Origin of the sequence: Algibacter mikhailovii, assembly GCF_014651495.1 — a bacterium.
Taxonomy (GTDB): Bacteria; Bacteroidota; Bacteroidia; order Flavobacteriales; family Flavobacteriaceae; genus Algibacter_E; species Algibacter_E mikhailovii.
The window spans coordinates 101,053-116,865 of record NZ_BMWZ01000007.1; the positions used below are offsets into that span (position 1 = coordinate 101,053).

Annotated in this window: 5 protein-coding genes; all 5 read left to right on the forward strand. The window is 34.4% G+C overall.

Annotated features, from left to right (window positions below; all coding sequences use genetic code 11):
* Nucleotides 1-12 precede the first annotated feature (12 nt).
* On the forward strand, nucleotides 13-1,587 hold the full coding sequence (locus IE051_RS14680; RefSeq protein ID WP_229796830.1) for a RagB/SusD family nutrient uptake outer membrane protein: 1,575 nt from the start codon (nucleotides 13-15) through the stop codon (nucleotides 1,585-1,587).
* An 80-nt stretch (nucleotides 1,588-1,667) separates the two neighbouring features.
* Nucleotides 1,668-4,976, forward strand: a complete 3,309-nt coding sequence (locus IE051_RS14685; protein WP_229796831.1) for a VCBS repeat-containing protein — start codon at nucleotides 1,668-1,670, stop codon at nucleotides 4,974-4,976.
* Between the two features lie 40 nt (nucleotides 4,977-5,016).
* On the forward strand, nucleotides 5,017-9,219 hold the full coding sequence (locus tag IE051_RS14690) for a hybrid sensor histidine kinase/response regulator transcription factor (RefSeq protein ID WP_229796832.1): 4,203 nt from the start codon (nucleotides 5,017-5,019) through the stop codon (nucleotides 9,217-9,219).
* Between the two features lie 40 nt (nucleotides 9,220-9,259).
* A complete protein-coding gene (locus IE051_RS14695) occupies nucleotides 9,260-11,554 on the forward strand; it encodes a sulfatase-like hydrolase/transferase (protein WP_189361992.1) in 2,295 nt (764 codons plus the stop codon).
* 1,180 nt (nucleotides 11,555-12,734) lie between these two features.
* Entirely contained in the window at nucleotides 12,735-15,788 is a 3,054-nt protein-coding gene (locus tag IE051_RS14700) for a SusC/RagA family TonB-linked outer membrane protein (protein ID WP_189361994.1), read from the forward strand.
* Nucleotides 15,789-15,813 lie beyond the last annotated feature (25 nt).

The window sequence follows — 15,813 nt, forward strand, 5'->3', positions numbered from 1 at the left end:
AAAATGCAAAACATGAAAAAAAATAGAATACAAACTATTACAAAGGGTATGCTAGCTCTATTAGCATTATTTGCCCTTAACACGAACTGCTCAGATGAAATTCTGAACCAAAGCAATCCAAATATACTGTCTCCAGCATCATTCTGGCAAACGGCTGATGATGCTAAAAAAGGAATCATTGGAGCCTACAGCCCTTTTGTTGCGATTACCTACTATTCTAGATTTGAAGTGTTTCTTTCAGATTACAGAGATGATGTGGTTAACGGTTATAATACTTCAGACAGAACTGCGGCAGGTTATTTTAGTGCAACAGCCGACAGAAATGCACCAAGATGGACCTGGGAAGCCCAATACAGAGGAGTAGCTAGAGCCAATGATGTATTATTTAATGTTCCAAACATAGACATGGATGCAACAGATAAAGAAAACATACTAGGTGAAGCTTATTTTATAAGGGCTTACAACTATTTTCAATTATTAAATAACTTCTTAAACGTGCCTTTAATTACAGTTCCTATTGCGCAAATAGAAGCCCCCGATTTATTGCCTCAGGCGCCACCAGCCTCGGTATGGGCTCAAATTGAGGAAGACCTAAAAATGGCACAAAGTAAATTACCTGCGGCTTGGCCTGCAGATGATTTAGGCAGAGTAACTATTGGATCTGCAACTGGAATGTTAGGAAAAATATACTTATACCAAGGAAAATACGCTGAAGCCAAAGCTGAATTTGCAAAGGTTATGGATGGTAGTTACGAATTAATGGACGACTATGCACATAACTTTACAGAAGAGTTTGAAAACAATAAAGAGTCACTTTTTGAAATTCAATTAGTAGCTGATGGTAATCAAGGTTGGGGAGCAGATAACGCCAATAGTGGTTCTGGTTCTGCTTATCAAGCCGATTTAGCACCTGTAGGATATACAAACCAAAACACTATGCGTGTAAACCAATGGGCGCTTGACTTATTTTTAGATGAGCAAACTACCAATGGTGAGGTTGACCCTAGAACATATACCACATTTTTCTGGAATTATCCGGATTCAACCCAATATCAAGGGAAATTCTTAAAATCTAGAACCTACCTAAATGTTTCTTATGGCGACGCCTATGATCCTTCTGAAACTACTATTTACGGTAACAAATATGCAGATTGGGAATATAACGGAAAATCACAATCTAGAGATGGTGGCTGGCATGCATCCGGTAATAACCTGAGAATATTAAGATATGCCGATATATTACTTATGTTTGCTGAGGCTGAATTTATGTTAAATGGTTCTACGCAAGCAGCATTAGATGCAATAAATGAAGTGCGAGCAAGAGTTGATTTAGCACCGCACACATCTATAACCATGCAAGATATTGATGATGAACGTGTTAAAGAAATGACTTTTGAACGTACTAGATATTTCGATTTATTGAGATGGGGACGCGTAAAATCCAGAATTGTTGACAACCCTGAGTTTAAATCTGAAAGCGGCGGGACAGGATCTTATAAGCCGGGTAGAGAATACCTAGCTATTCCACTAACCGAGCTTGATGGTAATAACAATGATGAAGGGTTTAAACAAAACCCAGGTTATTAAAAGTATAGTTTACTGTTTGTTTAAAATGCCATCAAACCATATTTTTGGGTTGATGGCTCATTTTTAATTATTAAATTCATATGTTAAGATTTTCATTAATTTCAATGCTTTTATCCTTTTTTCTATTGGCCTGTGGCAAAGAAAATAAGACGCCTATAAAAGCTTCAGGTTTTAGTGAATTAAGTCCTAGCATTTCTTCCATTGACTTTTCAAATAATATTATTGAAAACGATACTCTAAATTATTTTAACTATCCTTATTTGTATCTTGGAAGTGGCGTATCTGCAGGAGATATTAATAATGATGGCCTAACAGACCTCTACTTTACAGGCAATCTTGTTCCTAACAAATTATACCTTAATAAAGGCAATTTAAAGTTTGAAGACATCACTGAATCTGCAGGTATTTCAGGAGATTCAAGATGGTACTCCGGAACAACGATGGCCGATGTGAATAATGATGGCTTTTTGGATATCTACCTCAGCGTATCAGATAAATCAGAACATAGTGCGAATCAATTATTTATTAATAATGGCGATAATACATTTTCAGAACAAGCAAAATCGTATGGTTTAGCAGACACAAGTAAATCTATTCAATCTACTTTTTTTGATTATAATAATGATGGTTTACTTGATGTATTTGTAGCAAATTATCCTAATGTATTGGTAAGTCAAGGCAATATTTATTATAAATTAAAAATGGAACAAAATTCATTTCAAGATTCTGGCCATTTGTATAAAAACAATGGTGATGGCACATTTTCAGATGTAACCACTGCATCTGGAGTACAGAATTTTGGTTTAACTCTTGGTATTATTGCTTCAGATTTCAATAATGACGGCAACACAGATTTATATTTATCAAATGATTTCAATGTTCCAGACTATCTTTATTTAAACAATGGTGACGGAACATTTTCAGAGGTATCAAAAAAAGTAACAAGACAGACTTCCATGTTTGGAATGGGCGTAGATGCGTCCGACTTTAATAATGACGGCCTCATAGACATACTTCAAGTAGACATGACACCCGGTGATTATAAACGTTCTAAAACAAATATGGCTAGCATGAGCCCTGAAACCTTTTATCAAGCCATTGATATGGGATTTAACTATCAATATATGCAAAACGCCTTGCAACTTAATAATGGTATATTGAAAAACAAGTATCCATCTTTTAGTAATATAGCGAGATATGCAGGTATAGCCACAACAGATTGGAGCTGGGGAGCCATTTTTTCTGATTTTGATAACGACGGACACAAAGATGTTTTCATTTCTAATGGGGTTAAAAGAGACGTAAACAATAATGACGTTAATGCAGCATATAATTCGGAAGCTATGTTTGGAATTAAAAAACCCAAGGATTTTACTAAAATGCCAAGCACACCAATATCAAATTACGCTTTTAAAAATAATGGTGACTTCTCTTTTACAAATAGCACTGAACTTTGGGGATTAAACAAAAAAGGCTTTTCAAATGGATTCTCTACTGCCGATTTGGATAATGATGGCGATTTAGAACTTATAGTGAATAATATTGATGCTCCTGCTTCAATATATGTGAACAACCTCAATGATTCATCAAACAATTACCTAAGAATAAAACTAATTGGTAATAAACTAAACCCTTTCGGTATTGGTTCGAAAATTACTGTAAAGTCCAATGCATCTTCTCAAACTCAAGAATTAACCCTCACAAGAGGCTATCAATCTAGCGTAGAGTCCATTTTACATTTTGGACTTGGAGACACTGATGTTATAGAGGAGATAAACATTGTTTGGCCTCTTGGAAAAACCCAAACACTTCGAGATGTTAAAGCAAATCAACTTTTAGAAATCGATTATAGAAATGCCGTTTCTCCAACCAAAAACCATATAGAACAGACGGTGAATTTTCAAGATATCACAAAAATATCAGGCATTTCTTTTAAGCATATTGAACCCTTTTATGATGATTTTCAGCATGAACCGCTTCTACCTCACAAATATTCCACCATCGGACCAGGACTGGCTGTTGGAGACATAAACAATGATGGTTTAGATGACTTTTTTATAGGGAATGCTTCCGGAAATAAAGGCGCTTTATATCAGCAAAAAAACGATGGTCTTTTTGAAGTGATTCCAGGACCTTGGGAGGAAGACAACAACTTAGAAGATACTGGTGCCTTATTTTTTGATGCAGATAATGATGGAGATATGGACTTATACGTAGTTAGCGGTGGAAATGACAAAACACAACCAAAAAACACTTTTCTGGATAGGTTATACCTAAATACGCCGAGTGGATTCATAAAATCAAAACAAGCCTTACCAAAAATATATTCAAGTGGCAAGGAAGTAATCTCAGCAGATTATGATAATGATGGTGATTTAGACTTATTTATTGGTGGTAGAATTATCCCTGGCAAATACCCACATGCTCCAAAAAGTACAATTCTAAGAAATGATGGTGGTGAAAATCTTAATCTAAAATTTACCGAGGTTACTTCTGAAATTGCCCCCGGATTAGAATTTACTGGAATGGTAACCTCAGCAGTTTGGGATGACTATAACACTGACGGTAAAGTAGATCTAATAGTGGCAGGTGAATGGATGCCCATCCGGTTTTTCAAAAACACTGGGGCAGGTTTTGAAGATGAAACTGAAAAACTCGGTTTAGAAAATGATACCGGTTGGTGGTATAGCTTGGAAAAAGCGGATATGGATGGTGATGGAGACCTCGATTATTTAGCAGGGAATTTAGGTTTAAATTATAAATACAAAGCTAGTACTAAAGCCCCTTTTGAGGTTTATGCCAATGACTTTGATAAAAATGGATCTTCTGATATTGTTTTAAGTTATAAAAAATCTGGAATGAAATTGCCGTTAAGGGGTAGAGAATGCTCATCACAACAAATTCCAGCAATTGCACAACGGTTCAAAACCTATGAATCTTTTGCTAATGCCAACTTAACTGAGATTTATGGCGAAAATATGCTAAACAATTCATTACATTATATGGCCAATACTTTTGCTCATCATTGGATTGAAAACAAAGGTGAAGGTCGTTTTGAAACTCATAAACTTGATGAGTATTTACAACTCTCTTCAATTAATAATTTTACGCTGTTTGATTATAATAACGATACTTTTTTAGATGTTTTAGTTGGTGGAAACTTGTATAATTCAGAAGTAGAAACACCCAGAAATGATGCCAGTATTGGATCTATCATTCAAGGAAGCAAAGACGGCGGCAAAGTGCTTTTACCCAAAGAAACTGGACTTTGTATTACTGGAGAAATTAAAGACATTAAAATAATAACCATTGGAAAAGATCAAAAACAAGCAATTCTTTTCGCCAGAAATAATAATAGCTTAAAACTAATCATGCCAAAAACAAATTAAACCTATTAGGACACCTTTTCTAGGCTGAATTCTTTTATATATGAACAGAATAAAAATGACAATTAAGCGTGTTTTACCTAAAACCCTATTTAATAAAAGCATGGTGAGACTTATAATATTCCTAGCTTTCTGTTTCATACATGTTTCTGCGACAAGTCAGAATTCAAATCACTTTGAACGGATTACAACAAACAACGGATTATCACAAAGTGATATAAATACAATTATACAAGATCAAGATGGGTTTATGTGGTTCGGTACTCATGACGGCTTTAATAGATATGATGGCTATAACTTTAAAATATTTAATCCAGACCCCAAAAAACCAGGTGCTATAACTAGCAACCTCATTTATGATCTTGAACAAGACCTAGATGGTAATTTTTGGATAGCAAGTACTGGGGGTGGACTAATTTTTATGGATCGCTCTACTGAGAAATTTACAACCTTCAAACATGACAAAAATGATGTAAATACTATCAACAGCGACCATGTAACCACAGTGTACAGAGATAGAGAAAACAGGCTATGGATAGGAACTAGTGTTGGTTTAAATGTCTTAGACCTCAATCAAAATAAAGATTCTTTAAAATTTAAACGTTTTAGTGCAATAGAAGATCCCTTTGTGGTTAATAGAGAAATAAGATCTCCAATCAGTATTTTTCAAGATAGCAAAGGCCAGATTTGGTTAGGGAGTTTTAGCGGTATATATATGCTTTCTAGAGATTCTAATGGAAATCCATATTTCAAATTCATGAATGAAATATTTGGATTCCCAAGTTTTTCAGTTCGATGTATAAATGAATTTAAAGATGGCCGATTAGTTTTTGGTGGAGAAAAAGGGTTTTACGCGCAATCAAAGGATAAAGAGGGCTTAAAATTTGAAAAAATAATTGATGACATTTCTATTACCAGAATACTAACAGACAATAACAAAATCTGGGCAGGAACAGACAATAAGGGGCTTTTATTAATAAAAAACAATCCCACTAATGGTAAATTTAATCTATCTAAGACCTTTGTTTATGATCCAAAAGACCCGCATAGCATAAGTAAAAATCGTATTACATCGTTGTATAAGGATAAAACAGGTATTATATGGGCAGGAAGTACAGGGGGTGGAATTAATAAATTTGATCCCCATAGAAAACAATTTTTTCATGTACGTAAAACAGAAGACCCCAATAGTTTAAGCTATGATAAGGTAAGGGCTTTATATGCCGATAGTAATGATAATTTTTGGGTAGGCACCGAAGGCGGCGGTTTAAATTTGCTCAAAAAAGACCCGGGTAAAAATACGTTTGAAAAAATCAATTCAATTCCAAGTGTTTATGCCATCGCAGAAATTAATTTAGGTCGTAAAAAGTTTTTACTGTTCGGTGGCCCTAGTCTACCTTCTCTTTATAGCATTGATATCACTGACCCCGACAAACAACAAAAAACAGTGCCATTTAATGACTTTGACACTAGTGTGTTTTCATTTCTAGTGGATAGTAAAAACACACTCTGGATAGGCTCCTATAACGGCGGCGCATATAGGTGGGTATATAATACACAAGACCAAACCTTCATAAAGGATCAGTTTAAATCCGATATTAATGACCCAAAGAGTATATCCGCTAACATTATTCGGGATATAATGGAGGACAAGAAAGGTAATATTTGGTTTGCTACAGCCAACGGATTAAGCATGCTATCACAAAATGAGGCAACAAAAAAATACCCAAAGTTCACCGCGTTTAAAAACGATTTAAACAACCCTAATTCCATAAGTCATAATTATATTCTATCGATGTATGAAAGCACCAATGGTACACTATGGATAGGTACTTTTGGCGGCGGACTTAACAAAATAATTCCTCAAAATGACAATGAAACTCTAGTTTTCAAATCGTACTTAAAAAGTGATGGCTTGCCTAATCAAGTTATAAAAGGTATTCTTGAAGATGATGAAGGAAATCTTTGGCTATCCACAAACAAAGGCATTTCAAAATTTAACCCAGAACTAGAAACTTTTAAAAATTATGATGTAAATGACGGTTTACAGAATAATGAGTTTCAAGAGTTAGCTTGCCTAAAAAGAAAAGACGGTGAAATGTTTTTTGGAGGTATTAATGGCTTTAATTCATTTTACCCAAAAAACTTAAGAGATAATACATTTGAGCCCGAGACGGTATTAACCAATTTTTCTATTTCAAATGTAGAGGTTCCCATAGGTCTTGAAGTAAACGGCAGGGTAATTCTTGATAAAGACATCAATGAGACAAATGACATTGAGTTAAACTATGATGAAAACAATTTGTCATTTCAATTTTCTTCGCTTCATTATGCCGCACCACTTAAAAACAAATTTGCTTATAAACTGGATGGCTTTGACACGAATTGGAAACATACCTCCTCAAACATTCGATATGCTTCATATACTAATTTAAGCCCGGGGAATTACACGTTATTGGTTAAGGCCTCAAATAATGATGATGTCTGGGATAGTACCCCATCAAGTATTAACCTATACATAAGTCCTCCTTTTTGGTTAACAAAAATAGCCTATGTTGTCTATTCACTTCTTTTTTTAGGTTTATTATTTGGATTTAGAAAATACACGCTAATAAACACTAATGAAAAACATAAATTAGAGTTAGAACAATTAGCCAATGCACAGAGTGAAGAATTGCAACAATCTAAGCTTGAATTTTTCACAAATATATCTCATGAATTGCGCACGCCATTAACCCTCATAAAAGGCCCCTTGGAGTATTTACAACAATCTTATGATAGCCTTGATAGAAATATTATTTTTCAGCAATTTAATGTTATGGATAAAAACACCGATCTTCTCTTAAGGTTAGTTAATCAAATCCTGGGCTTTAGAAAAATTGAAAAGGGTAAAATGAACTTATCCCTATTTAAAAAAGATATCATTCAATATATAAAAGAACTAGCTGAACCTTTTCAATTTCTGGGTCATAAAAATGAAATTAATTTTACAATAGAATCTTCTGAATCTGAATTAATCATATGGTTTGACTTTAGTGCCATTGAAAAGATTATGAATAATTTATTATCCAATGCCTTTAAACACACGCCAAAAAAAGGTGATATAACGGTAAAACTATTCACTAAAAATAATCATTTTGTAATTCAAGTTGATGATTCAGGTCCTGGTATTCCTCCTGATAAAGTAAAGCAGATCTTCGAGCGTTTTTATGCGGAAAAAGAAAGTATGCAAGGTGTTGGTATAGGTTTGAATTTTACAAAAAAACTTGTTGAACTGCATAAAGGTAATATTCATGTTGATGGTAGCACCTTTACTATTAATATCCCTATGGATGAAACGGCATATCAAAACGATGCTGAAATTACACTGAATTACAATGAAAGCATTTATAACAGTATGTTTCCTTCTTACCCTGAAACCTATGACAGTTATGTTCAGGATGAAACTATTGATAATGCCCTATCTAAACCAAAATCAAAACTACCGGTACTTTTAGTTGTTGACGACAATACAGATATTAGAAATTTTATTGCTCAAATGCTAAAGGAAGACTACCTCATCTACCAAGCTGAAAATGGAAAAGAGGCACTTGAACTCGCAAAAAGCTTACAACCAAATATTATTGTTTCAGATGTACTAATGCCTGAAATGAATGGTTTTGAATTCTGCGAAAACCTAAAAACAAAGCCAGAAACTAGCCATATTCCAATAATTATGTTAACGGCTAAATCTTCAGACGAAAGTGAGCTAGAAGGCCTTAAATTAGGGGCTGACAGTTACATAAGAAAACCCTTTAAAATTGAGTTCTTAAAAACAAAATTAATCAACATAATTAATGAAAGAGAGAACCTCAGAAAACGTTTCAATAGAAAAATCATACTTCAACCCAATGAGGTGACCGTTACGTCTGTAGATGAAAAGTTTTTACAACAAGCCATAGCAATTGTAGAAAAGCATATGTCTAATACAGATTTCAATGTTGAAACATTAGTTCAAGAAATGAATTTTAGTCGTTCTAATATTTACATGAAATTTAAAGAATTAACAGGATTTTCCTCTAGTGAATTCATTAGAAATATAAGACTAAAAAGGGCCATGCAATTACTACAATCTAGCGGTTTAACGGTTAAAGAGATTATGTATATGACTGGTTTTAATACGGGTTCATATTTTTCGAAGTGTTTTAAAAAACAATTTGGCGTACTCCCTAGTGAATATTTAAAAAATAAAAATGAAAGAAAATAACCTTAATTAACAAGACATTTTCTTTCTTATAAATCTCATCATGAAATTCAATTCTATCCTACCTTTTGCGGCTCTTGTTTATATTCAACTATCATTTTTTAGTTGTAATACAAGTAATCAAAAAAGTAAAAAACCAAATATCATTCTGATTATGGTAGATGATTTGGGATATGAATGTATTGGTTCTTACGGCAGTACATCTTATAGTACGCCAAACATAAACAAACTTGCTGAAACAGGCATGCAATTTAATCAGGCATATGCCCAGCCCTTATGCACTAATACAAGGGTTAAGCTTATGACAGGGAAATATAATTATCGTAATTGGACAGCATTTGGCATTTTAGACCCTGGACAAAAAACATTTGGACACCTCATGCAAGAGGCTGGCTATACAACAAGTATTGTTGGTAAATGGCAATTACAAAGCTATGATCCCATTGAGTATCCGGGTTCAGAACTTAGAAGGGGTACAGGCATGGAAGTTCAGAATGCGGGCTTTGATGAATACTGTTTATGGCATACAGGACATACTGAAGATAAAGGATCACGTTATGCCAATCCCACTATATACCAAAATGGTGAATTTCTAACCAATACCGATGGTAAATACGGTCCAGATATTTTTTCAAAATTCCTGAATAATTTTGTCAACAAACAAAATGGTGATAAACCTTTTTTTGTGTATTACCCCATGGCACTCACCCATGACCCTTTTTCGCCTGCACCAGGCAGCGAAAAATGGAATAATAAGGACAGACGATTTGAAAACGACACTAGCAACTTTAAAGGCATGGTTGAATATACCGATAAAATTGTTGGAAATATTATTGAAAACCTAGAACGGCAAGGTATTAGAGATGAAACATTAATATTATTTTATTCGGACAACGGAACGCATCAAAAAATATATAGCAAAACCAAAGCTGGAATGATACAAGGTGGAAAAGGTTTAACTATAGAAACTGGAATAAAAGTTCCATTAATAGCCAATTGGCCAGGACATATAAAATCTGGCCAAATCACTGATGAATTTGTTGATGCCATTGATTTTCTGCCAACAATCTTAGACGTTGCCGGACAACAAATCCCTGAGAACCTTTTAACCGATGGACAAAGCTTCTTACCCGTTCTTAAAGGCGAAGCCATCAAAAGACGCGATTGGATATACATGAGCTACAATCCTAAACCAGGCGTTGGTAAAGATAATTTTCACCCCGCTGAGTTTGTGTTTAATAAAAACTATAAACTCTATGGCGATGGTAGGTTTTATAACATTGAACAGGATAAACTAGAAAAAAAGGTGTTATCCGATGCGGATATTTCCCAGGGCGCTTCAAAAACAAAAGCGCGATTTAAAGTACTCATAGATTCTTTAAAAAAATATCCATCCTACGGCTGGTTTGAGCGCATTGACCCTGCCTTTGACTCCTTGATATCGAAAAATGCAAGAATTGACTTAGTGGCCCAAGGTTTTAAGTGGTCTGAAGGCCCCGTATGGCTTCCTCGTGAAAAAACATTATTATTTACAGATGTCCCTGAAAACAAGGTGTATCAATGGAATGATCTAACAGGACTAAGCCTATACCTATATCCTTCAGGTTATACCGGACCGAAGATAGAACCTTGGGTTAAAGGCGGTAAAGGCGCTAACGGTTTAAATCTAGACCCTAATGGCTCTTTAATTTTATGTCAACAAGGAGATCGGGTAATTAGCAGACTTACCAGCCTTACGGACTCGCTCAGTCCAAAATACGCCCCTTTTATAACCAATTACCAAGGAAAGAAGTTTAACTCACCTAATGATTTAACTTTTGACGACTCAGGAAACATATATTTTACAGATCCTACTTATGGCCTGAAAGATGAGAAAGGTGAATTAGGATTCAGCGGGGTATATTTTTATTCACACCAAGGAGGAGCAGTTAAGTTATTGGATAAATCAGTTGAATTCCCCAACGGTGTTGCGGTGTCTCATGATGGTAAAACATTATACATAGGCGATTCTAACATTAAGTTTCCAAAAATATATGCATATGACATTCTAAGCCCCGGAAAAATAGCTAATAGACGCATACTTTTTGATGCCACTAAGCTTAGGGAACAAAGCATCAGTAAACAATGCCCTGATGGCATTAAGTTAGATAAACATGGGAATTTATTTTTTGCTGGCCCTGATGGTGTTTTAGTAGTAACACCTGAAGGGAAACACCTAGGCACTATTAAAACAGATAAAGCCACTGGAAATTGTGAATTTACAGAAGATGGTAGATATCTTTTTATCGTTTCAGATGATATGCTATTACGTGTCAATCTAAAACCATATGCCAAATAAATAACAAGGTTCCATTTTATATAAGAGGTCTAGGTAAGTTCTTTAATTGTAACTTTTACTAAGGCTTATTTCTTATTGTATAATTCATGATGTTATTAAGCTCCAAAAAAATTAACCCTGTAGATTCATTTAAGAACTTACAGGATTAAACTAACTAAACTCACAAAAAACTAAACTAACTCAAATTTTATTAGCTTCTAAGTGCCGGTTTGTCATAAAAAGAGAATGACAAATCTGTACACATAAAGTTAAATATTTAATTCATTGGATCTTACAACATATGTAGGAAATTGTATAACTCTAGGGTATTCCTTGAAAATATTAGAAGAAAAAAGAAAAGATTAAAGCGTGTTTTTTTGAAAGATCATAGATTTCTACTCTGCCTTATTCATGAACATAAAAAAAGTCAAAAACTACATTTTGATTAGAAATAACGTTATTCAAAATAAAAAAAGATTCGTCTTCCACTCTTGAGCTTGCTTACTAATAATTAATTTTTACCATCGTACTTAATGCTTGATTAGCCTTAAAACAAGGCTTAACCGACCATAACTCTTCAAAACTTCTTTTAACTAAAATAACAAAGTGTAGACCAGAAAAGATATTGCAATAAATAGGAAATAAATTACTCATCTCAGACTACACTAAAGATGAACGTGTTACAGAATTATATATATAAATAAACTCCTGTTTCACTCCAAATAATATGTTGCATTAAAAAACACATATGTTATAGGCCTGACTTCAGCAAAACAATTAAATTTCAAAAATCAAAACATGCGACCATTAATCTAAGGATCATAAAAAAGCAAATCCAAGCTATTTAAGGCTTTTGATGACCTTATGATTTTGTAAGAAAATTATTTTTATAAGAGAATCTTGGTTAGTCATCTTTGATAAATTGGATAATAAATGACTATCATCTGGTAATTTTAATCCACTTTAACAAGAATTAAAAAAGTTACATTTGGAGAAAGACCGAATATTTTATTTCATTAATTTTTAACAAATTTATTACTATGGTATATTAAACGTATAAAAAAAGCATTTATACAAACTGAACACACTTAAAAACTAAAATCAAAATTTACTTTGTAAAAATTACAAAGAATAACCGGACGTCTCTTGGTTTCAAACTAACGCCATTAACGTCGAAAACTAAACTTTAAACTATATAATTATGAAAAAACAATTTACAATGTTTTTTAGGAGCACTTTTTTTCTCGGATTGCTGCTTTTATTCACTAGCTTCCACGAAGCTAATGCACAACAAAAAATCTCAGGTACTGTAGTAGATGAAGCAGGCATGAGTGTTCCAGGGGCTAACGTTATCGTCCAAGGAACCACAACAGGAACTGTAACCGATTTTGACGGAAATTTTAGCTTAAACGCATCATCGGGTGATGTATTAGTTGTATCTTATGTAGGATACCTCAATCAATCAGTGACGGTTGGGAATGCAACATCAATAACGATTACCTTAAAAGAAGACGCAGCCCAATTAGACGAAGTGGTCGTGATTGGATATGGTACTGCTAAAAAGAGTGATTTAACAGGTGCTGTAGCTCAAGTAACAGCCAAGTCTTTTGAAGATCAGCCATTAGTACGTGTTGAAAGCGCCTTACAAGGTAGAGCTTCTGGTGTAACTGTTGCTGGATCAGGTGCTCCAGGTAAAGGCATCAAGATTCGTGTAAGAGGTGTAAACTCTATGACAGGTAATAACGACCCACTTGTTGTGGTTGATGGTGTTTTTGGAGGAGATTTAAGAACCATAAACCCAAATAATATTGCGTCCATGGAGGTGCTTAAAGATGCATCTGCATTGGCTATTTACGGGTCTAGAGGTTCTAATGGGGTAATCTTAATTACCACTAAAAAAGGTTCTGGTAAAGCTAAAGTATCTATTGATCAATTCCTTACTATTTCAAATGTTAATAGACGAATTTCTAGTTTAAGTTCTAGTCAATTTGCGCGTCAAGAAAACGCAGAGTTTATTGCCAACCCAGTTAATGACCCTGCTGATGCTCCTTACTCAGACGCACGAATAGCAGAATTAGAAGCCAATCCTCTTAAATATCAGGACTTAATGTTTCAAACAGGCTACACTAACAACACTCAAATTTCTGTGAGTGGTAGTTCTGATGATAAATTAAGATACTTCTTGTCAGGAAACTACATGGATCAAAAAGGAACTCAAATTACATCTAACTATAAAAGATACTCTTTTAGATCAAATTTAAGTAAAGAATTTAACGACAAATTTAGTGTTGCCGCTAATGTTACTGCCAGTAGAGAAATTACAAAAAACGATCAAGATGCCTTTGGTACTGCAGATGGAAGTTCTATTCTTAGAGCCATAACTTGGGATCCAACAGCTCCAGTTAGAGATGAAAATGGTGAATATATTTTGAGATCTCCAAGAGAGGTAGCAAACAACAACTACAACCCTATAAGAAGACTTGAACTGAGCGACCATCAAGTAACATCAGATCGTTTAAATATTACATTAAACGGTAAGTACAACATTACAAAAAACTTTAGCTATACGCTTATAGGTTCTGTAAGTACCATAAATGGCATTACAGAATCCATGCGTGTTGAAGGAGATTATGATCTTATTGGTTTTAATAATATTAATTTTAGAAACTTTAGAAGCACCAGTCATCAAGTAAGTAACATTTTAAATTGGAATAAAGCTTTTGATAAACATAATATTGATATAACTGGGGTTTATGAATTTCAAGGAAATAGAACCATAAATAACAATTACAACACAACAGATCAAAATGTTTACGGTTTTTATCATACAGATAATGGTACCACAGAAAACTTTGATAATAATGGAAGCCAAACTGCCATTGAATCGTTTTTAGCAAGAGCACAATATAACTACAACGGTATCTACTATTTAACGGCATCCATAAGACAAGATGAGTCATCAAGATTCCCTGAAGATAATAGAACGGGGTATTTTCCATCAGGTGCGATAGCCGTAAACTTAGCGAAGTTTGAGTTTATAGAAAACAGCCCTTTATCTATTTTAAAGTTTAGAGCTGGTTATGGTGAGGTAGGAAATCAGAGCATTAATGCACTAGCTGCTTTTTCATTAAATAATCAAGGAGGCTTTTGGTCTCCAAATGGTGGTGGCACCATTCTTTCTGGAGAAGAACAAACGACTCGAGGAAATTCTAATTTAACATGGGAAACCACTAAACAAACCAATATTGGTCTTGACTTTGGATTTTTAAATGGACGCATTTCAGGATCTATTGACTTCTTTAACAAAGACACTGAGAACTTATTAATTCAAAGATTAGTACCTGGTAGCACCAGTATTACAGAGTTTGTAAATGCAGGAGAAGTTAACAATAAAGGGGTAGATTTCTCATTAAGCGCAGATATTATTCAGAAGAGTGATTTTAACTGGAATGCCAACTTCAACTTATCTACTCTAAAAAATGAAGTAACCAGTCTATATGAAGGCTTGGACTTTATTACTGGAAATGTTAATAGTATTGGTGGTCAAGGAATAAAACTAGATGTTCTTAAAGTAGGAGAACCTATTGGTACATTTTGGGGTTATAAAGCCTTAGGTACGTGGAAAAGTACTGATGATATACCGGTTGACAGTGATGGGGCTCCAGTTGCCCAACCAGGTGATGAGCGATTTGATTTAGACCCAGACAATAATAATGAACGTAAACTTCAAACGATTGGTAGCGGATTACCCACACTTACTTGGGGTTTCAACAATACGTTTACGTATAAAAACTGGGATTTAAACATCTTCTTAAATGGTGCACATGGTTTTGATGTATACAACTTAGTGAGAGGGACGCTTCGTACCAATGGAGGAAACAGAAGTTACCTAGCTACCGATGCTAATAGCAGATGGACACCAGAGAATGAAACTGATATTCCTAAAGCAGGCTCTGCAAATTTACTAAACACCTCTCGCTGGGTTGAAAAAGGTGACTTTATTAGATTAAGTAACCTTAAGGTAGGATATACTTTTAGTGAGGATGCAATAAAAGGTATTCAAAACCTTCAATTATATGCAAGTGGACAAAATGTATTTCTAATTACTGATTATAGCGGTTATGACCCTGAGGTATCGTCTCAAGTAAGAACCAACAATGGAGCGGCTTCAAATGCTGACTCTGGTGCAGGTATAGATATTGGAGCTTACCCTAACCCGGTATCATTTACACTTGGTCTTAAAGTAACATTTTAAGCGTTAAAAATTATTAATTATCTTT

Bases quoted from the DNA above. Each gene is read 5' to 3' on its own strand.
- IE051_RS14685 (WP_229796831.1), top strand. From the start codon at position 1,668: ATGTTAAGATTTTCATTAATTTCAATGCTTTTATCCTTTTTTCTATTG.
- IE051_RS14700 (WP_189361994.1), top strand. From the start codon at position 12,735: ATGAAAAAACAATTTACAATGTTTTTTAGGAGCACTTTTTTTCTCGGA.
- IE051_RS14690 (WP_229796832.1), top strand. From the start codon at position 5,017: ATGAACAGAATAAAAATGACAATTAAGCGTGTTTTACCTAAAACCCTA.
- IE051_RS14695 (WP_189361992.1), top strand. From the start codon at position 9,260: ATGAAATTCAATTCTATCCTACCTTTTGCGGCTCTTGTTTATATTCAA.
- IE051_RS14680 (WP_229796830.1), top strand. From the start codon at position 13: ATGAAAAAAAATAGAATACAAACTATTACAAAGGGTATGCTAGCTCTA.